Raw genomic sequence first — 21,827 nt, forward strand, 5'->3', positions numbered from 1 at the left:
AGGTTGTCCAGTCATCGAAGGGGAACGTGTTAATACGCTGGTTCAATTTTTATAAGATATGAAGGGTGTGATGGTTGTGTCCGAAGCATATAAAAAGGCCGGCGTCGATATCGCGGCAGGTAATGAAGCGGTTGAACGGATGAAAAAACACGTGAAGCGTACCTTCCGTCCGGAAGTGATGACAGATCTGGGTGGATTCGGTGCCCTGTTCGGTTTGAACAAAGATAAATACGATGAGCCAGTGCTTGTATCCGGTACGGATGGCGTAGGTACCAAGCTGAAGATTGCATTTGCGATGGATCGTCATGACACGATCGGAATCGACGCGGTAGCCATGTGTGTGAACGACATTGTGGTACAGGGTGCAGAACCACTCTTCTTCCTTGACTATCTGGCATGTGACAAAGTTATCCCTGAGAAGATCGAAGCTATTGTTGCGGGTATCGCTGAAGGCTGTCACCAATCGGGTTGTGCGCTGATTGGTGGCGAGACGGCAGAGATGCCGGGCATGTACAGTGAAGGCGAATACGATATTGCCGGATTCACGGTAGGTATCGTGGACAAAGCGAAGATCATCAACGGCACAACCATCACCCCTGGCGACACTGTGATTGGATTGGCCTCTAGCGGTGTACACAGTAACGGATTCTCGCTGGTACGCAGACTTTTGTTGGAAGATGCGGGACTTGATCTGCATGATGAAGTAGCGGAACTGGGCGGTAAGCTGGGGGATTCCCTGCTGGAACCTACGAAAATCTATGTTAAACCCCTGTTGTCCCTGCTGGAAAAGGTAAAAGTAAAAGGCATGGCACACATTACAGGTGGTGGCTTCATCGAGAATATCCCACGTATGTTGCCGAGCAACGTGAATGTGGATATTAACTACGGCTCTTGGCCGATCCAGCCGATTTTCAACCTGTTACAGGAAAAAGGATCTGTCTCGAACCGTGACATGTTCACCACCTTTAACATGGGTGTTGGGCTTGTACTGGTCGTTAATGAAGCAGATGCAACGGAAGCACTGCAACAACTGAAAGCATCTGGTGAAGAAGCGTACATCATTGGACGTGTTACTGAAGGAGACGCGCGAGTAACCTTCACGGGAGCGGATGTTTAATGGCGAACTACCGCATAGCTGTATTTGCCTCGGGTGAAGGGACTAACTTTCAGTCATTGGTCGATGCAGTACGGAACGGTGGGCTGAATGCATCCGTAGATCTGCTCGTGTGTGATAAACCGTCTGCACGTGTTGTGCAGCGGGCACAGGATGCAGGCGTGGATTGTCATCTGTTTACTCCGAAAAATTATGCTTCCCGTGAAGCCTATGAGGCTGAGATCGTGGAAGTGCTAGAATCCAAAGAGATCGACTTGGTCGTTCTTGCCGGATATATGAGATTGTTGACTTCGGTTGTGGTGGATCGTTACGCAGGGCGGTTGGTTAACATTCATCCGTCCTTGCTGCCGGCATTTGCAGGCAAGGATGCGATTGGACAAGCACTTGAGTATGGTGTGAAAGTGACGGGTGTGACTGTGCATTTCGTAGATGGAGGTATGGATACTGGCCCGATTATTGCCCAGCATCCGGTTCCCATTCTGCCAGAGGATACGCCTGAAACGATCAGCAAAGCCATTCATGCGGCCGAACAGCAGCTATATCCTGAAGTGGTATCTTGGTTCGCTCAAGGGCTGGTTCAATTGGATGGGCGTCACGTCACTGTTAACAAACCGGTTTGATATAAGTTGAAATTTTTTTACACATTAACGAAGAGGACAGAAGAAACCTGAAAAAGCGAAGCGTTCGCCTAAGAGCTTTCTGAAAGAAAGCTGCTTCGGAAGCATAGGCTTATCACCGGATTTTCCCTTTAAGAAAAGGGAATCAAAAAATCTGGATAACAGCGATTAGAAGGTTGTTCTGTCATCGGAGTGTCCTGTGTAAACATCTTAGTTCCACTTATATAACAGAAGTCGAATATTGGTACGCATTTTGTGATATTTCTCGGGAAATAAATCGGCTGTGTTTCGTCAGGAAACGCGAAGCTATGGGACATTAAAGGAGGAGCATATTGTGAGTATCAAAAGAGCGTTGGTCAGCGTATGGGATAAAACAGGCATCGTGGACTTTTGCCGCGAGCTGTCGCAAATGGGTGTGGAGATTATTTCGACAGGAGGTACAAGCAGCCTGTTGTCGAAGGAAGGCGTACCTGTCATCGGAATTTCGGATGTGACCGGATTCCCGGAAATTATGGACGGACGTGTCAAAACATTGCATCCGGCAGTGCATGGTGGGTTGCTGGCTGTTCGTGACAGCGAAGAGCATAAGCGCCAGATGGAAGAGAACGGACTGGATTATATCGACCTCGTTGTCGTGAACCTGTATCCCTTCCAAGATACTATCGCCAAGCCGGACGTAACATACGAAGACGCGATCGAGAACATTGATATCGGTGGTCCTACCATGCTTCGTTCTGCTGCCAAAAACCATGCTTTTGTTAGTGTCGTTGTTGACACAGCAGATTATGGGCAGGTGCTTGAAGAAGTTCGCAGCAATGGAGATACCACTCTCGAAACACGCAAACGGCTTGCGGCAAAAGTGTTCCGCCATACAGCGGCTTACGATGCAGTTATTTCTGACTATCTCTCCAACCTGAATGGTGATCCATTACCAGAGCGTCTGACGGTTACTTACGAAAAACTCCAGGATTTGCGTTACGGCGAAAATCCACACCAGCAGGCGGCATTCTACCGCAAACCGCTGGCTGCTCAAGATACGTTGACAACAGCCGAGCAATTGCATGGCAAAGAGTTGTCTTACAATAACATCAACGATGCAAACGCAGCATTGCAGATTGTGAAAGAATTTGAAGAGCCTGCGGTTGTCGCGGTTAAACATATGAACCCATGCGGCGTAGGCATTGGCGCAAGTATCTATGAAGCTTACAGCAAGGCATATGCTGCAGATCCAACGTCCATCTTTGGTGGAATTGTGGCAGCCAACCGCATTATCGATAGCGATACAGCGGGCAAATTGAGCGAGATTTTCCTGGAAATCGTGCTTGCTCCTGACTTTACGCAAGAGGCACTCGATATCCTGACGAAGAAGAAAAACATTCGTTTGCTCAAAACGGGTGAACTGAACGCTGCTCGTAAACGGGAGAGCCAATTCGTGGTAACTTCCATCGACGGTGGTATGATCGTACAACAGTCCGATGTACATTCCATCGAAGCGAGCGAACTGAACGTGGTAACGGATCGTGCACCATCGGAAGAAGAACTGAAACAGCTGTTGTTTGGCTGGAAAGTAGTTAAACACGTGAAATCCAACGCGATTGTACTAGCTTCGAATGACATGACAGTAGGTGTGGGCGCTGGACAAATGAATCGTGTGGGTGCAGCCAAAATTGCGATTGAGCAAGCTGGCGAGCAAGCAAAAGGTGCTATTCTGGCATCGGATGCGTTCTTCCCAATGGGGGATACGCTGGAACTGGCAGCAAAAGCCGGCATTACAGCGGTAATTCAACCTGGCGGTTCGATCAAAGATGAAGAATCCATCAAAGTAGCCAATGAATACGGAATTGCCATGGTCTTCACAGGCGTTCGTCACTTCAAACACTAGAGCGTAAAAGGTTCAAATAAGGGGTGTCGCCAGTCATACTTATGACTTATGGTACACCCCCTATTTTTTAGGTTGTTCAATACGCAGTAGCGTAACAAACAATGTTATGCACGGAGGGGGAAACAGAGCGAATGGATATTCTGGTAGTAGGCGGCGGTGGCCGGGAGCACGCAATCATCTGGGCGCTGGCGAAGAGTCCAAAGGTAGGCAAGATTCACTGTGCACCGGGAAATGCAGGTATTGCTCAGCTCGCTGAGTGTCATGCGATTGCAGTGAATGAATTCGATCAACTAACGGCTCTTGCTGTAGAGCTTCAAGTAGGATTAGTGGTTATTGGTCCGGATGATCCGCTGGCGGATGGGATCGTGGATGCATTTGACTCCACTGGTATTCCGGTATTCGGACCTCGTCGCAATGCAGCAGAGATTGAGGGAAGTAAAACGTTCATGAAGGATCTGCTGCACAAATACAACATTCCAACGGCAGCCTATGAGAAATTCGATAACTACGAACAGGCTCAAGCATACCTGAATGAACAAACCATTCCGGTTGTCATCAAGGCAGATGGACTGGCAGCGGGCAAAGGTGTGACGGTAGCTTATTCCCGTGCTGAGGCTGATCAGGCACTTCGCAGCATCATGGTGGATAAAGTGTTTGGTGAAGCGGGAGCGAAAGTGATCATCGAGGAATTCCTGGCAGGTCAAGAAATGTCCATTCTGGCCTTTGTTGATGGGGAAACGGTTCGTCCGATGGCCGCAGCACAGGATCACAAACCCGTGTTCGATAATGATCAGGGGCCAAACACAGGCGGTATGGGGACATATTCACCATTGCCACATATCCCGGCTTCCATTATTGAGGAGGCTGTGGAAACGATCATCAAACCAACGGCTAAAGCAATGGTGTCAGAGGGACGTCCATTCCAGGGTGTATTGTTTGCCGGATTGATGATCTCGCCCGATGGTAAACCCAAAACGATTGAGTTCAATGCACGTTTTGGTGATCCCGAAACACAGGTTGTTTTGCCGCGTCTGAAGAGTGATTTGTTTGATATCTTCTGGGCAACTGTCCATGGCAAGCTGGCTGACATTGAGATTGAATGGAGCGATGAAGCTGCTGTATGTGTGGTACTTGCTTCAGGCGGATATCCGGGTCCTTATGCCAAAGGTGTAGTTATTGAAGGACTGGATCATGTGGATGATGCGGTGGTATTCCACGCAGGTACATCGCGTAATGAAGCAGGAGACTGGGTCACCAACGGTGGACGAATTCTGGGCGTTGTGGGCCTTGGTGCTGATATTGCCGAAGCTAGAAACAAAGCCTATGCACAGGCGGAGCATATCCAGTTCGATGGCAAACATCAGCGGACGGATATTGCTGCTAAAGCACTGGTATAGAATGAACAAAGAGTCCGTAAAGATGTGTACCGGAAAGGTATTTGCATCCTGCGGGCTCTTTGCTTCGTATATAGATGTATCTTGTGTAAACGATCGGACTTGTTCATAGGTGAAAGATAGGGGAAAGAGACGAAACAGGATTAAACCTGGATGTTCAGGATGTTTAATGCCCAGAGGTACAGGGTAGTATTTTTAGAAATCGGACTATACTAAACTTGTGAACAATATCACATTATAAGGCCATATTATTCATATTATATAAAGTACGTAACATACATAGAGACTAATTTGTGAACATTATACTGTAACCTTGTTCCAAACCATAACGTGCAACTGGATGGTTGAGAGGGAAACATGGTATACTTTTCGGAAACAGGAATGAGTACGAGGGGAGGTGGATATCTATTGGGTAGGCGATATTGTAAATTGTCCAAATGGCGAATCTAGGTGGAGTTAAGCGAGGAACAATTGACAGCATGAGGGGTAACCCGATTTGAATGAAGAAGTTTCTGCAAGTCATTGACTTCATCTTGAATTCCTGTTTTGTAATTTTACAAGGTCAAAACGTAAGACTTATACAAAAATTATCATTGAAATCGATTTTATATAAGGCAGACGTCGTGTTGAAAGACTAACAGCGGATGAATGGTTAACACAGTTAACGGATCACGCTGTAACTATCTCTGGAGGTGAATCCCTGAGAATCGGGGAAATCATTGGACATAATTACCATATTGAATATCGCTTTACTTATTATCTTGATTGCATTGACTGCATTTTTCGTAGCATCGGAGTTCGCTGTAGTCAAAATTCGTACATCAAGAGTGGATCAACTGGTTGCCGAGGGCAATAAAAAGGCCGTACTCGCCAAAAAAGTTGTCTCGGACCTGGATTATTATCTGTCAGCCTGTCAGCTCGGTATTACAGTCACCGCTCTGGGACTGGGAGCACTCGGAAAACCGACGGTTGAGAGATTGTTATACCCGGTATTCAATTATTTAGATGTGCCTGCTTCAATCTCATCCATTGCCTCATATGCAATTGCCTTTATCCTCGTCACATTCTTGCATGTGGTTGTTGGTGAGATGGCACCCAAAACATTGGCGATTCAGTTTTCGGAAAAACTGACGTTATTGCTCTCGCCGCCTTTATATTGGTTTGGTAAAATCATGTATCCGTTCATCTGGGCACTTAATGGAGCCTCACGTGTTATTCTGCGGGGATTCGGTGTGAAGCCTGCCGAACATGATCAAGCCTACTCGGAAGACGAGATCAAGATCATCATGAACCAGAGTTATGAAGGTGACGAGAACAACAAGACCAAGCTTTCTTATCTGGAAAATGTATTTGTATTCGACGAACGTGATGCCAAAGACATCATGGTACCACGTACGGAACTGGTGACATTAGATCAGGATATGACCTATGACGATATTATTCCTATATTGGATGAACATAACTATTCACGTTACCCTGTCATCGAGGATGGGGACAAGGACCGCATTATCGGCGTCGTGAATGTGAAGAAGATTTTGCCGGATATGGTTGCTGCAAGATCGTATCAACTGAGCGAGTTCGTTCGCGAGATCCCATTCGTTTCTGAAGTTACACGTATCCAGGATGCGATGATTAAAATGCAGCAGGAACGTGTACACATGGCCGTGGTTGTGGATGAGTACGGCGGTACTTCGGGAATCATTACGATGGAGGATATTCTGGAGGAGCTGGTCGGTGAGATTCGTGATGAATTCGATGCCGATGAGGTGGCTGATATTCAGGAGACCGGAGAGAATCAATATCTCATTAATGGTCGGGTCCTTTTGGATGAAGTGGAGCGGCAGTTTGGGCTTAGCTTTGAAGGAAATGAAGAGATGGATACCGTAGCCGGATGGATTCAGTACCAGAAGGGTGTGGGTGTGGAAAAAGGAGACACGGTAGAACACGGTGATTATGTCTGGACCGTTGTGGACGCCGAGAACTATCACATCAAGCAAGTTCTTCTGGAACGAGTGAATGGCGCTGAAGTTGAGGAAGGTGCAAGCGATCTGGCGTGATCTTAGCCGAAAATCTTGTGAAACTTCAAATATTTTGACAACGTAGCTGTGTAGGGGACGGAATCGATTCTGAAGAAGCGCAGCGTTCGCGTTTGCAAACCAATTTTAAACCACTGAAAACAACAATCAGCGAAATTGGGAGGCAATGGCGATTGGAAGAACGAGCCGTCACCGGAACTTCACTCGTGCACCTTATTTTAAATTTTAATGGAGGTGAATCCCTCAACCTGAGGGAAATCATTGGACGGAATAATAGCCTTGAATTTATTTTTAGTAGCCGTATTTATAGGTCTGACAGCCTTTTTCGTTGGAGCCGAATTTGCAATTCTTAAAGTACGGATGTCCCGAATCGATCAATTGATCTCGGAAGGTAACAAAAAGGCAGTACTGGCCAAAAAAGTGGCGCACAACCTGGATTATTATCTGTCGGCATGTCAATTGGGGATTACCATTACGGCGCTCGTATTGGGAGCCTTGGGTGAACCTACCGTTGAGAAAATGCTGCACCCGCTATTTGAGCGCATGGAAGTGCCGGCGGCATTGTCTACCGTGCTTTCCTATGGTATTGCTCTCGCGATTATTACGTTCCTGCACGTGGTTATTGGTGAATTGGCACCGAAAACACTGGCGATTCAGTTTGCAGAGAGAATGACGCTGCTGCTGGCACCACCACTGTACTGGTTCGGTAAAATCATGAATCCGTTCATCTACGGGCTGAATGGAGCTGCTCGTCTGTTGCTTGGCATATTTGGTGTAAAACCTGCTGGGCATGATACCGTTCACTCGGAAGAAGAGCTGAAGCTGATTATGGCACAGAGCTATGAGAGTGGCGAGATCAACCAGACGGAGCTGGACTATCTGAAGAACATTTTTGCTTTTGATGAGCGTTTGCTTCAGGAGATTATGATTCCAAAAGATAAAATCGTTACCTTGAATAAAGAAATGCCGCTTGATCAGATCATTGAGACGCTGAATCGACACGAATACACGAGATATCCTGTTATTGCAAATGGAGATCAGACGCATTTTGTTGGTTTCATCAACACCAAAGAAATGCTGACAAGTGTGGCTGCAGGCCGTGCCTTTAATATGGAGACATTTGTCCATAATACGCCGAGTTTCTCCGAGCGTTCTCCGATCAAGGACGTGCTGATTCAGATGCAGCAAAGCCGTGTACACATTGCAACCGTGAAAAACGAGGCAGGTGTTACGGTAGGTATGGTTACGATGGAGGATATCCTTGAAGAGATTGTCGGAGATATCAAGGATGAATACGAGCACAAAGATTTGGTGAATCCTCCAAAAAGAATGAAATTGGTTTAAGCAGCAGTGTTAAAAAGAAATTACAGCATTAACGAAGTATCGAAGTGAAGCAACGTAATTCTTCTAACGATAAAAGCAGGTTCCCGATGTGATCGGGGCCTGCTTTTTGGTTTACATCTTAATTTTAAAATAAAAGCTTGCATATTGAGTTGCAATGGATTAATATAAATTTAAAGAATCTTAATTTAAAGATAAATAACAAAAGCAATACAATAAATAAAAGAAGCGCATCTAACTTATGATACTACTAAAAACCAAGGGAGTGGAGATTATGTTCAGAACTTCAGGCATTCATCACATTACAGCTTTTGTAGACGATGCACAGAAAAACGTTGATTTTTACGCAGGCGTGTTGGGTCTCAGATTGGTAAAAAAAACAATTAACTTTGATGCACCAGACGTGTATCACTTGTATTATGGGAATGAGCAGGGTGCACCGGGCACAATCATCACCTTTTTCCCACAGCAGAATTCAAGAAGAGGTGTTATTGGTTCAGGTCAGACTGGAGTTACTGTATATGCGGTACCTGTAGGAAGCTTGTCTTTCTGGAAAGAACGTCTTACTTCCTTCGACATTCCGTATGAAGATAAAACGAGATTCGGTGAGCAGTACATTCGTTTCTTCGATAAAGGTGGCCTGTTGCTTGAACTGGTTGAGCGCGAAGGTGGTCAGTCAAGCAGCTGGAGTTTCAACGGTGTGACGCCGGAGCATGCCATCAAAGGATTCGGCGGTGCGGTATTGTTCAGCCACGTTCCTGAGAAAACCATGGATGTATTGGTGAGCAAACTCGGTCTGGAGCAGGTTGGTGAAGAGAACGGACTCCTTCGTCTACAGGCAAGCGGCGATATTGGCCAGATCATTGACATTCAGTCTACAGGCATTCAACGCGGGATTGGCGGAGCCGGAACGGTTCACCATATTGCATGGCGTGCCAAAGACTACACGGAGCATGAGCAGATTCAGCAGGATCTTGAACAATCCGGGTATCATCCAACACCAGTCATTGACCGTCAATACTTCAACGCTGTGTATTTCCGGGAGCCGGGAGGCATACTGTTCGAATTGGCTACCGATCCTCCGGGATTTGCACGGGATGAACCCGCAGAGAGCATGGGTGAGAAACTGATGTTGCCTGAATGGTATGAACCACAGCGCGAACAGATTGAACAATTGTTGCCACGAATTGAAGTACGTGAATGGAAAGGAGAGTCCAAATCATGACCACAACTAATACAATGAAACATATCTATAAAGCAGGTGCTCAGCCGGATGCGCCAACAATCCTGTTGCTTCATGGCACAGGCGGAACCGAGAACGATCTGATCGGTCTTGCCGAGATGATCGCGCCAGGAGCTGGCATACTTGGGGTGCGAGGTAACGTATCGGAGAACGGGATGCCCCGTTTCTTCCGCCGCTTGTCCGAAGGTATTTTTGATGAAGAAGATCTGATTGCTCGTACGGCAGAGCTGGGATCTTTTGTAGATGCAGCTGCGGTGGAGTATGGTTTCGATCGGTCCAACGTGTATGCACTGGGCTACTCTAACGGTGCCAACATTGCGGCAAGCCTGATCTTCCATCAAGCGGATGTATTCAAAGGTGCAATTCTGCATCATCCAATGGTACCGCTGCGTGGTCTGGAATTGCCAGATCTGAAAGGTCTGCCTGTGTTCATCGGTGCAGGGGAGAACGATCCAATTGTACCCAGACGTGAAACTGAGGAACTTGCTTCGCTGCTCAGTGGTGCAGGTGCCGATGTAAACCCGTATTGGGAGCGTCAGGGTCATCAGTTGACTCGTACCGAGGCAGAAGCTGCGGCAGCTTGGTTTAAGACACAGGCGTAAGTTGGGTATTTTCTTATTGAATGAGCGGTATGATTAATCCCAAATATTGTGAAGCTAAAGCAATAAAAAAACAGTCCTGATGAAATTGAAATCGGGCTGTTTTTTATTTTATTTTTGGCTTGTGAAGCAAACGAAGAGTTGCTGTTATGTAAGCGTGACGAATGGGGTAAACATTTGAATAATCAATAGTTGAAGATGTATTCTTGTTATATTACTTAAATCCAACTAAAGATTTACATGACAACGGAAAATACAGAAAAAACTTGAAGAAACGAAGTGTTCTGTCATCGGAGTGCAGTGTAAATTGTACTAACATCATGAACTGGAGGGGTTAATGTGGAACGTAACATCAAGGAACTGGTACAGCGGATGACACTGGAGGAGAAAGCGGGTATGTGCTCGGGGCTGGACTTTTGGCATCTGAAAGGGGTGGAGCGTCTTGGCATTCCTTCCATCATGGTGACGGACGGACCTCATGGGTTACGCAAGCAGGATGGCAGTGCAGATCATCTCGGTCTGACGTCGAGCGTGCCCGCAACCTGTTTCCCGTCTGCGGCAGGACTGGCTAGTTCATGGGACAAGGATCTGGCGCGTCAGGTCGGAGTAGCCTTGGGTGAGGAATGTCAGGCTGAGGATGTAGCGGTATTGCTTGGGCCGGGTGTGAATATTAAACGTTCCCCACTGGGCGGACGTAATTTTGAATACTTTTCCGAAGATCCGTTGTTATCCACGCAGATGGCTACAGGTCATATTCAGGGTGTACAGAGTCAGGGCGTGGGTACGTCTCTCAAACACTTTGCAGTCAATAATCAGGAAGAACGGCGCATGTCGATTGATGCGGTAGTAGATGAACGGACGCTACGTGAGATCTATCTGGCGAGCTTCGAAGGTGCGGTGAAGGATGGACAGCCGTGGACGGTGATGTGTTCCTACAATAAGGTGAACGGTACGTATGCTGGTGAGAATGAATGGTTGCTTACCGACATCCTGAAAGACGAATGGGGACACGAAGGTCTTGTGGTATCCGACTGGGGCGCGGTCAATGAACGTGCAGACGCCCTTGCGGCAGGACTGGAACTAGAGATGCCAACAAGTGGTGGAATTGGTGAACGTAAAGTGATTGATGCCGTAGAGAGCGGACAATTGCCGCTGGACAAGCTGGATCGAGCGGTGGAGCGTCTCCTTACGCTGATCTTCAATGCCGTTGATCAAAAGAAAGAAGGGGCTACATATAACAAGGATGAGCATCACCAACTTGCGCGCAAGGTGGCAGCCGAGAGTATGGTTTTGCTGAAAAATGAAGAAGGTCTTCTGCCGCTGGGGCGTGAAGGCAAAGTGGCGTTAATCGGAGCATTTGCGCGCAAACCCCGCTTCCAGGGCGGTGGCAGTTCCCACATTAATCCGACCAAAGTGGATGATATTGTGGAAGAGATGACACGGGTGGCTGGCGAAGGTGTAACCTTCTCCTATGCCCCAGGTTATCGGATTGAAGCGGATGATGTGGATGAGACATTGATGCATGAGGCTGTCCAGGCAGCGCAATCAGCGGATACCGCTGTAGTGTTCGTTGGATTGCCGGATCGTTATGAATCCGAAGGGTATGATCGTTCCCATCTGCGCCTGCCTGACAATCATATCCGGCTGATTGAAGAGATTGCGAAGGTTCAATCACGCGTCGTCGTTGTGCTGAGCAACGGATCTCCAGTGGAGATGCCTTGGCTGCCGAAGGTGCAAGCGGTGCTCGAAGCGTATCTTGGTGGACAGGCGGTTGGTGGAGCGATAGCTGATCTGTTGTACGGAGAGGTGAATCCGTCCGGTAAACTGGCAGAGACATTCCCTGCCAAACTCAGCCATAATCCATCTTATCTGAACTTCCCGGGCGAAGGGGATCGTGTCGATTATCGGGAAGGTATCTTTGTGGGTTACCGCTATTATGACAAAAAAGAGCTGGAGCCCCTGTTCCCGTTTGGTTATGGACTGAGTTATACCACATTTGAATATGCCGACCTGAAGGTAGATCGCACGGAACTGACCGATCAGGATGAGGTGAATGTGCAAGTTCGGGTCACTAATACCGGAGACAGAGCGGGCAAGGAGATTGTACAACTATATGTCAGCGACGTAGAGAGCACAGTTATTCGTCCAGTCAAAGAACTGAAGGCTTTTGCCAAAGTAGCGCTTGAACCGGGAGAGTCAAAAGTAGTGAGCTTTACACTAAACAAGCGTTCATTCGCCTATTACAATGTAGATATGAAGGACTGGCATGTTGAGACTGGAGAGTTCGAGATTCAAGTGGGCAGTTCCTCACGGGACATCCATGTGCAAACACGGGTGAATGTAGAGTCTACAGCGACATTCCTTCCAACCTATACGCGTAACAGCACATTGGGGGATATCCAGCGTGATCCGGCCCATAAAAAGCTGCTCGAACAGGCTTTGCAACAATTCCAGGAAGCCAGCGGGTTCGGTGGCGAGGATGCGGGTGATCATGCAGATATGATGGATGCAATGATGAAATATATGCCACTGCGTGCACTGGTTGCGTTTAGCGGTGGGGCCATGACGGAAGAAGCGATGAACGAGCTTCTGGAGCAGCTGAACAACAAGGATCATGGTATTCGGGGATAAGGGGCAGTAGCCTTAAACCGAGTATTCAACCATCCTTGGATTAAGCGAATGTGCAATCCGTGCAGGAACTGCGCACGAAGCAACAAGAAGGTGTATGTGAGGACCAGCCGCATAGTGGCTGGTACAGTTACCCGATCCGATTGTGGATCGGGTTTTCTTTTTGCATAAGGAAAAAAGGGAGAAAACGGTGGGATGGGTGGTGATCCTTGCAACGTGACATAAAGCGATGGAAACGACAGGACGGCTGTAACTTTGATGAATCAACATGGTTGTGGTAAAGGATGGAGTATTCTATAATGGAGTAATTGATAATCATTTTCAATTAGATCGGTGAAAGTTGACTATGGATGTAATCAGGAGGGGAATATGAATCCTAACTCTAGCTCACATACGTTTGGCTCAAGTGCGTTTGTTCAGACCCGCGATGGTCGCAAATTACATTATATGTCCAGGGGAACAGGAGAATTTACGGTTGTATTTGAATCCGGCATGGGTGCCTCCAGATCGAACTGGGGATTAGTTGCACCAGCCATTGCTGAGCATGCACGCGCCGTCGTGTATGACAGGGCAGGGGCGGGACGAAGTGATGTAGACGCGGCTCCCCGTAGCCTTGAACGCATTGCAGGGGATCTTGGGGAACTGTTGACTGCGCTGGGTCCGGGGCCTTTCATTCTGGTTGGACATAGCTGGGGAGGTCCGATCGTACGGGCAGCGGCGGCTGCACATCTGTCTCGATTACGTGGCATTATTCTGGTGGATCCATCAGACGAGCATTGCGAAATGTATTTTTCCAAACTTACTAAGATGAGCTTTGCCTTCAATGGTTTCCTTATTCCAATCATGGCACGTACGGGTTTATATAGGTTGCTCGGCAGCAAAGCGGGAAGCATTCAGCCTGACGATGTGGCGGCGGATCACCTCAAGGAAGATTTTACTTTACGAGCAGCCAGCACGATGCTTGCGGAGGGCAAAACATTTCTGACTGACATGGCAGCGCTGCTGGAACATCCTCCGGCTCTGGGTGATCTGGAAGTCAGCGTGATCTCGGGTACGAAACCGGGTAAGGGAGAGGGGAAAATCAGACCTGCACTCATCAAGGCGCATCGCCAGACGGTGAGCAAGCTATCCAATGCAAGATGGAGTGGGGCAGATCAATCGGGACATATGGTTATATATACAGACCCTCAGGTCATTATCGATGAAATTGTACGAATGATAAATGATGTAAGCTCAAGCGCAAGAACAGAACAAAAGTGATACAATACAAAGAAAAGCAGTGCGCGACATTGCTAGACCATAAAAGCGGAGTGTGGAGACAACATGAAACCAGTTGAACAAGAACCAACGGGAACCACAAATCCCGGCCGTGCCAGTGTTGGCATGGAAGATATCGTGCGTGCACATCATGTGCTGCGTGAGGTCATTGTAAGAACGCCGTTGCAGCGGGACGCTGTATTGTCGGCCAAATATAACTGTAATGTGTATCTGAAAAGGGAAGACCTTCAAGTGGTGCGCTCGTTCAAAATTCGGGGTGCCTATAATATGATTCGCAGTCTGACACCAGCCGAGATGGAGAAGGGTATTGTCTGTGCAAGTGCGGGCAACCATGCCCAAGGCGTCGCTTTTAGCTGTAATGCCCTTGGAATTAACGGCAAAATCTTCATGCCGAGTACAACCCCGAACCAAAAGGTGAAACAGGTAAGACGTTTTGGTGGTGACAACGTTGAAGTGGTGCTGATCGGGGATACGTATGATGATGCGTATGCTGAAGCGATGCGTGCATGTGACGAACAGGGCATGACGTTCATCCATCCTTTTGATCAACCGAAGATTATTGCAGGTAATGGTACAGTAGCGATGGAAATCATGGAAAGTCTCGATGAGAATGCCGACTATGTGTTCGTGACGATTGGTGGCGGAGGGCTGGCGGCCGGTGTGGGAACCTACATGAAAACCGTGAGTCCGGAGACACGAATCATTGGTGTTGAGCCACTTGGGGCAGCTTCCATGAGTGAGGCGATGTTCCGCAAACAGGTTGTAACGCTGGATGATATTGATAAATTCGTGGATGGCGCAGCGGTGAAGCGAGTTGGCGACCTGACCTATGATATCTGCAGCAGCATACTTGATGACATTGTGAAAGTGCCGGAAGGCAAAGCCTGCACAACCATTCTGGAGCTCTATAATGAAAATGCAATCGTGGTTGAGCCTGCCGGTTCCTTGGCAGTTGCGGCGCTGGAGCAGTATCGTGAGCAAATTGTGGGCAAGACGGTGGTCTGTGTCATTAGTGGCGGGAACAACGATATTGACCGGATGCAGGAGATCAAAGAACGTTCTCTCATCTACGAAGGTCTGAAGTATTATTTCATGGTTAATTTCCCACAGCGTGCAGGAGCTTTACGTGAATTCCTGGAGGAAGTTCTAGGGAAGAATGATGATATCACCCGTTTTGAATATACGAAGAAGCATGATAAGGAAAATGGCCCTGCCCTGGTGGGCATTGAGCTGATGTACAAGGAAGATTACCAACCGCTCATTGAACGTATGAACCGCAAAGGTATCGCCTATACTGAGCTGAACAAAAACCTGAATCTGTTCAACATGTTAATCTGATGAATTATTCAAGAAGGCAGTCAGACATGCAGTCGGAGGTGAAATGAAGTATGCAATCAGATCACCAAGAAACATCTCCTCTAATCAGACCAGGGCGCATAGAAGATGTAGATCAAGTCATTCCGTTGCTGTACCAGGCGATAGGAGATATTGCTTACGCGCTTGCGGGTGAGGCGGATCATGATAAGGCGATGCAGATTTTGCAGGATTTCTATGTACAGGAAGACAATCGGATTAGCTATCGTCATGTGACAGTGATGGAGCAGGATGGACTTGTGGCGGGAATTCTCGTAGCCTATGATGGCGGTGAAGCGGATCATCTGGACCAGCCGATTCTGAATCGCCCTGGACGAAGTCGGGATGAGAAGTATGCTTTGGTTAAAGAAACCCGCCCGGGTGAGTATTATCTGGATACTCTCTCGGTAAGTGAAGCTTATCAGGGGCAGGGCATCGGCCGGGCACTGATGGCTGCTTTTGAGCAGCAGGGCAGAGATCTGGGTCACTCGCAGGTATCCCTGATTGTAGAACGGGACAATGGCCGTGCGCTAATGCTCTATGAACGGCAGGGATATGTCAAAGACGATGTCATTGTCATCGCAGGACATGAGTATAATCATATGGTCAAGCCACTTCAATAGAGCAAGAAACCAAGAAGAAACCGCTACAGGGAGATCCTGTGGCGGTTTTTTGTTGTAATGATACGTTGTAACGTAGCCTAAATATTTAGGCCTCAATGTTAATGTGGCAAGGAACAGATTACTCAATAATTCGCATAATCGCTGACCGGCACATGCTGCTCCAGCCATTTCTCGACTTCAGCCGTTTTCTCATACTTCGATTCTTTCACCACATCCATAAAGGCATCCAGCTTAGTCAGGAACTCACTATCAACGGATGCAAGACGCTGCAAGACGCCGTTGTAGCCTCTTTGGGCGTTCGCAACCATTTTGTTCGTGTCATAATCAAACAGCGGTGTATTGTTCAGCCCATAAAAAGTATACAGGGTATAACTGTTTAACAGATTATGCACCTGCTTGGCCCGATTTGATTTCGGATAGAGTTCCAAAAATTTTTCCTGGCTGAGTGCTCGAAGGAGAATTTCCTGATAGCCAATGATTAGAGCTCCGTCATCCGCAGGCAATTTTTTCGTTTCCTTCGTCATGATACTGATATAGCTTGAGATATCTGCTGTAATATCAGATGAATATTTCACGAATGCCGCATAATTCATTATGGGATAGAGGGAGCCTTCGAGCATGACGAGGCGGTAGCCGCTGTCACGGGCTTCTTTTAGCAGTGCACGCAGATCGGAGTCCTGGGTACGCTCTATGAGTTTGGTGAAGCTATCATTCATCTTGTATGCCTTGAGCATCTTGTCCTGAACGTTAGGAACGAGCAGGCGGTCCGTCATGGCACTCAGCGCCTTCAGGCGAGCATTCTCCAATTGAAGCACCATCAGGGTGGCGTGATATTTTGTTACTTTTTTGATATGAGATTCGAGATAAGTATCCGCGGCAGGCAGGCCGTTCTTTTTGTAGAGTATGGACTGAAATGTTTGATATATGGTTGTTGAACTGGCAGTTGTGACTTTGGAATCTGTACTGGAAGAAGCGGCAGAAGCAACTCCGGATAATGGAGCGACAGCCGATTGGAGCAGCATAAGGACGGCGGTTGCAGTAATAAAAGTACGCATGCCTTTACGTTTGGCAGATTGGAACGATGATGTCATAGATATGAACCTCCCGTAGTTAAGAAAATGATAGGCGTTGTTCACTAGTCACTATACATTAACGCAATTGGGGCAGGATGAGGTTGCGGAATAGTGACAAATTCTTCTGTTATTTTTAACTTTTGGAGGGTGGAAGATAGAGGAAGATTTCTGCGAAAATATTTTTTGTACAACTGGAAACTTTTGAGCTGATCTGAACGTCTTAGTTGTGCACAGGTAAATACAGGAATGAATGAAAAGAACAACGAATCTATTTCGATGTTAACTACATGCGAGAATGGGGATATGGGATATGAGGAAAGCGGGAGGAACACAAGTGAAGAAGGTAATGTCAGCGCTGGCTGTATCGGCCATGCTGATGTCCGCACTTCCAACGTCGGTTATGGATGCAGCTGCGAGGATCAGCATATATATTAATGATGCAGAGTTATCATCTGCTCAGGCACCTGTGATGAAAGGTGGACGTGTACTGGTTCCGCTGCGGTCGATTTTTGAAGGATTGGATGCGAAGGTACAGTACACAAACAGAACCAAAACGATTGTTGCAACTCGCGACGATCAGGAAGTTACATTGACACTCGGTTCCAAAACGGCATACATCAACGGGGAAGCGATATCGCTGGATGTACCTGCAAACACGATTAAGGGCAACACGATGGTTCCGATTCGTTTTGTCAGTGAAGCTTTTGGAGAGAAAGTATTCTGGAACTCGCGCAATCAGCGTGTAGATATCAAGACAACGGCAACGCCACCAGTGGACGAGACACAATATGCTGCATGGAACATCTATGGTTCGGTATCCGGAAGTAACGGGGATGGTCGTGACCTGACCGTGAGCTTCACACGTCCAACGTCGGAGAAGGCGGTCTCTGCTTACCGGATTATGTTGGTGAAAACACGCGATGTGAATACCTTCACGGAGTCGGCAGCATCGGCCGTACCTTCTGCGAACTATACATCTGTAACACCGAATGGCAGCAACCCGAAACTGACGCTTAATGCACAGACGCGTGACGTAAACGGGGATTTGCTTAATAGCAATGAAACGTATCGCCTGTATGTTCTGACTGTTGGCAACAGCAACAATAATTATAAAAATGCATTGAACTGGTCTTCCCAGGCATTGAAGCTCAATATTGTGAAATCCACAGTACAGGCAGTTACAAGTCTGCGTGCCGCAGATATTAGTGACTATGGCGATGGCCGCGATCTGGAGATCAACTTCACACAGCCGAGCACGACATCGAACATTACGTATTATCGTGCATTTGTTGTTAAAGCGAAGGACTCTTCTGCATTCAATCTGGCTGCAGCGAACAAAGTATCAAGTGCAAACTCCACGATTATATACAAAGGCAACTCCGCTGCGGTCAAAAGCCAGCTGACTTCTTCGACACGGGACACGTCCGGCGAATTGATTAAGAGCGGTACTGCATATGTAGTATACATCTTGTCTGTAAGCACAAATACAACAACAGACAGCAAGCTGTCCGCGGCATCCTCTTCACTTACATTGTCCGTGAACACAGCAACTTCTCCGGTAATTACGCAGGTGAGAGACAACTCGGATTATGGAGATGGTCGTGACATTCAAGTGAGTTTCAACCGTTCATCGGATGAGTCCAAGGTGGCGAACTATCGCATCTTCGTGGTGCGTAACTCGGTAGCCAGCAGCTTCAATCTGACAACAGCAAGCAATCTGTCCTCCAGTCTGTATTATACGGTGAACAAAACAGGCAACAACATTACAACGACATTGCCTTCATCCATGAAGGATACAAGTGGTTATAACGTAACGAATCTGCAAGATTATCGCATCTACGTAATGGCAGTGGGCAATCAGCAAAATGGATACACCAATGCGCTGTCAGCTTCCTCCACTGTGCTGAGACTTACAACGAACGGTAATGCTGGAGTTATCAGTAATCTGGCTGTTGCGGATATTAGTGACTACGGTGATGGCCGTGATCTGCGGGTTTCGTTCAACAAAGCTGCGGATGAATCCAGAATCTCTGCCTATCGAGTATATGTCGTTCGTTCCGCTAATGTGGGCAGCTTCACGTTGAGCGCAGCTAATGCATCGAACAACTACACACAGGTGAACAAAACGGGTGGTAACCTGTCCGTTACGCTTCCAAATGCATATGATACAAGCGGTTCTAAAGTCCAAGAAGGTGTCAGTTATCGTGTATTTGTTGTATCGGTGAGCAACAGTGGTAATGCTAGCCAGAATGCACTGTCTAGTTATTCTTCATTAATCATATTATCTAAAACTGCTGTATTGACTGCACCAACAATCATTACAGCAACGGATATCGGCGATAATGGTAATGGTAGCGACATAAGTGTGACATTTAATAGATCGGCGAATGAGACTAATGTTCATCACTACCGTGTATTTGTGGTAAAGAAAACGAATGTAAGTGGATTTGATCTGGCAGAAGCGAATCGGAATCCTAATTTTACCCTCCAGAGTAAAAACGGAGGAAGCGGAAACTACATTTTGACTTTAGAGAATGCAAAAACGACAGATGGTTCAAATATTCGTAATGATGAAGACTATCGTATATTTGTACTGGCGGTGAGCAATACCGGTACTATTTCGAATGCTCTATCTACGGTCTATTATGATCTTAGGTTGTCTGTAACTGGTGAAGTTGGGAAAGTTAAAATCACTAATGTTGAAGTTAAGAAAGAAGAGCAAGCAGCTGGAGATGTAACGGATGTGACTTTGACATACACGGAACCAGATTCCAAAGTAGGGATCGGACGTTATGTTGTTATGGTTGCTCCGACAGGAAGCGCATTTGGGCTCAATGTAGCGAAGAACATAGCGAAAGAAAACAACTCCAATACAATAAAATCTGTGGAAACATCTGGAGGCACTGCCACACTTCCGAGTGTACTGTCTGATATCAATGGTCAAAAAATTGAAGCAGGCAAATCATACACGGTGTATATTTTATCTGAATCAAACGATAATAATCGTGAATCAAGTTTGGCTTCATCTACATTCACGATTAATGCGAAGAAACAGACAATTACGCCTGTTGAGAGTGTAAAAGATCTAAAAGCAATTGTAAGTGCTTCTTCCATTAGTGTAAGTTTCACTAAACCAAATGAAACAGGCATTGCTCGCTACGATGTGTATATCGTTAAAGAAGAGGGAAGCTCAGGAACTACTGGGAAAGCTTTAAAAGATGTTAGTACGGGTGGTAATCCTTTAGCAACAGTGGATATTGGAATTTCCGCCAAGGATTCAGATGATGCAACTTTTGGAGTAGGAAAATACAAAGTTTTGGTAGTCTCAGTGGTAAGTGAGCCGACGAAATATACTTCCGTCAGTACATCAGAAGCATTTGAGATTTTACCGGCTCCTTCTGGGACTGGTCAGTGAACTGCCATTAAGAGCCATCCTCTATACAGGGTTCATGAATTTAGATAGGAAAACGTGGTTGAAAGAAATTCATAATGGATAATTGAATTTTAGGAATTCGAATTAATTAACTCCCTTTCTATACGGAAAGGGAGTTTTTATCATTCCCTCTTAGATACCGTTTAACGTCCTCGTGGCAACTTGCTTTATGAAAATCTTGTCGCCAAAAAGGTTCCTTAGACCATTGCTGCAATAGGACAACCCGATAGATAATAGAAGGAATAAGCTAGAAGCCTATGAGCCGAAAGGAATGATGGAATGCTTGCGTTTCGTTTGACGGGCCAGCCGGATTCCCGGTTGCCACTGTACCTGTATTGTGTGGGCACGCAGGAAGCGAAAGTTCTGCATAGACCGGATGGATTTCCGGTGTATCAGTTGTTTTTGTCACGGGGTGGTGAAGGGCAGTTCAGGATTCCGGGAAAAGGGACGTGGACGATGGGAGCAGGGCAGTTATTCATCGTGGAACCCGAGGTTGCGCATGAGTATGTGCCTCATTCCAAATCCAAAGAAGAACTTGGTTATATCGGTATTGGCGGTGCATCTGCTGGATCGGTACTTCATAGCGCGGGTTTGCTTCAGAACGAGCCGTATCCCATCTCCAGTTTTGAATTCATCTGGTCGCGGTTAGCAGATCTCTGGCACGCGCTGGATCAAGGAGCAACGGAGATGTGGAACACATCAACCCTGATCTACCAGCTCATTTTGGATATAGCACAATCAAAAATTGCATCGGATGTCGGTCGTGTGGATATTGGATCATCTATGGTGCAGGAGGAGATAGTAACCCGTTCGAATCGGGAGTCAGATATGGGCAAGGAGGCACTCATCCGAGCAGTAGCATTGATGCATACGCATTATCAGGATGACCTGTTATTGAGGCATGTCGCTGACGCAGTGGGTTATTCGGTGCAGCATCTCAATCGATTGTTTCATCATCATTATGGCGTGACAGGACATCAATATATGCAGCGATTGCGGTTGCAGAAGGCTTCGGACTGGTTGAACAAGCATCCAAGTGCAAGCGTGCGAGAGGCGGCAGAGAACATCGGCATGGAAGTGAACTATTTTATCCGGATGTTCAAGCGGGAGTTTGGAGAAACACCAGGCAAAGGAATCAAACATCGGCACCAGCTCCAAATGGAAAAAGACCTCACGAATTCGTGAGGTCCCTTAATTGATGATATAACGCGTG

General features: G+C 47.0%; 15 protein-coding genes. 14 read left to right on the forward strand and 1 reads right to left on the reverse strand.

Annotation, left to right across the window (positions count from 1 at the left end):
• Nucleotides 1–76 precede the first annotated feature (76 nt).
• From purM to MKX40_RS03725, 12 genes are all read left to right on the forward strand, one after another.
• Nucleotides 77–1,117 (forward strand): phosphoribosylformylglycinamidine cyclo-ligase, encoded by a 1,041-nt coding sequence (gene purM, locus MKX40_RS03670; protein WP_339239484.1) that lies wholly within the window; start codon nucleotides 77–79, stop codon nucleotides 1,115–1,117.
• Nucleotides 1,117–1,734 (forward strand): phosphoribosylglycinamide formyltransferase, encoded by a 618-nt coding sequence (purN, locus tag MKX40_RS03675; RefSeq protein WP_339239486.1) that lies wholly within the window; start codon nucleotides 1,117–1,119, stop codon nucleotides 1,732–1,734. The genes purM and purN overlap by 1 nt, the downstream gene beginning before the upstream one ends.
• Before the next feature lie 331 nt (nucleotides 1,735–2,065).
• Nucleotides 2,066–3,613: a bifunctional phosphoribosylaminoimidazolecarboxamide formyltransferase/IMP cyclohydrolase gene (gene purH / locus MKX40_RS03680; protein WP_339239487.1), complete on the forward strand. Its 1,548-nt coding sequence runs from the start codon at nucleotides 2,066–2,068 to the stop codon at nucleotides 3,611–3,613.
• 131 nt (nucleotides 3,614–3,744) lie between these two features.
• Nucleotides 3,745–5,010: a phosphoribosylamine--glycine ligase gene (gene purD / locus MKX40_RS03685; protein ID WP_339239488.1), complete on the forward strand. Its 1,266-nt coding sequence runs from the start codon at nucleotides 3,745–3,747 to the stop codon at nucleotides 5,008–5,010.
• 716 nt (nucleotides 5,011–5,726) lie between these two features.
• Nucleotides 5,727–7,064 carry a hemolysin family protein gene (locus MKX40_RS03690; RefSeq protein WP_339239489.1) on the forward strand — a complete coding sequence of 446 codons (1,338 nt, stop codon included), beginning with the start codon at nucleotides 5,727–5,729 and terminating at the stop codon, nucleotides 7,062–7,064.
• Nucleotides 7,065–7,304: 240 nt separating this feature from the next.
• Complete coding sequence (locus MKX40_RS03695) at nucleotides 7,305–8,387, forward strand: hemolysin family protein (protein ID WP_339239490.1); 1,083 nt, start codon at nucleotides 7,305–7,307, stop codon at nucleotides 8,385–8,387.
• 268 nt (nucleotides 8,388–8,655) lie between these two features.
• On the forward strand, nucleotides 8,656–9,609 hold the full coding sequence (locus tag MKX40_RS03700) for a ring-cleaving dioxygenase (RefSeq protein ID WP_339242907.1): 954 nt from the start codon (nucleotides 8,656–8,658) through the stop codon (nucleotides 9,607–9,609).
• 14 nt (nucleotides 9,610–9,623) lie between these two features.
• Nucleotides 9,624–10,229, forward strand: coding sequence for an alpha/beta hydrolase (locus MKX40_RS03705; protein WP_339242908.1), 606 nt, complete (start codon nucleotides 9,624–9,626; stop codon nucleotides 10,227–10,229).
• A gap of 336 nt (nucleotides 10,230–10,565) precedes the next feature.
• Nucleotides 10,566–12,857, forward strand: coding sequence for a glycoside hydrolase family 3 C-terminal domain-containing protein (locus tag MKX40_RS03710; RefSeq protein WP_339239491.1), 2,292 nt, complete (start codon nucleotides 10,566–10,568; stop codon nucleotides 12,855–12,857).
• A gap of 366 nt (nucleotides 12,858–13,223) precedes the next feature.
• Nucleotides 13,224–14,114: an alpha/beta hydrolase gene (locus MKX40_RS03715; RefSeq protein WP_339239492.1), complete on the forward strand. Its 891-nt coding sequence runs from the start codon at nucleotides 13,224–13,226 to the stop codon at nucleotides 14,112–14,114.
• 63 nt (nucleotides 14,115–14,177) lie between these two features.
• Nucleotides 14,178–15,470, forward strand: a complete 1,293-nt coding sequence (gene ilvA, locus MKX40_RS03720) for a threonine ammonia-lyase IlvA (protein WP_339239493.1) — start codon at nucleotides 14,178–14,180, stop codon at nucleotides 15,468–15,470.
• A gap of 50 nt (nucleotides 15,471–15,520) precedes the next feature.
• Nucleotides 15,521–16,108, forward strand: a complete 588-nt coding sequence (locus MKX40_RS03725) for a GNAT family N-acetyltransferase (protein WP_339239494.1) — start codon at nucleotides 15,521–15,523, stop codon at nucleotides 16,106–16,108.
• 122 nt (nucleotides 16,109–16,230) lie between these two features.
• Here MKX40_RS03725 and MKX40_RS03730 read toward each other — a convergent pair whose 3' ends face one another.
• Nucleotides 16,231–17,199, reverse strand: coding sequence for a hypothetical protein (locus MKX40_RS03730; protein ID WP_339239495.1), 969 nt, complete (start codon nucleotides 17,197–17,199; stop codon nucleotides 16,231–16,233).
• 316 nt (nucleotides 17,200–17,515) lie between these two features.
• On the opposite strand from MKX40_RS03730, the gene MKX40_RS03735 reads away from it, so the two are divergent.
• Nucleotides 17,516–20,596 (forward strand): copper amine oxidase N-terminal domain-containing protein, encoded by a 3,081-nt coding sequence (locus tag MKX40_RS03735; protein WP_339239497.1) that lies wholly within the window; start codon nucleotides 17,516–17,518, stop codon nucleotides 20,594–20,596.
• 297 nt (nucleotides 20,597–20,893) lie between these two features.
• Nucleotides 20,894–21,799: an AraC family transcriptional regulator gene (locus MKX40_RS03740; RefSeq protein WP_339239498.1), complete on the forward strand. Its 906-nt coding sequence runs from the start codon at nucleotides 20,894–20,896 to the stop codon at nucleotides 21,797–21,799.
• The last annotated feature ends 28 nt before the right edge of the window (nucleotides 21,800–21,827 follow it).

Source organism: Paenibacillus sp. FSL R5-0517 (assembly GCF_037974355.1).
Lineage (GTDB): Bacteria > Bacillota > Bacilli > Paenibacillales > Paenibacillaceae > Paenibacillus.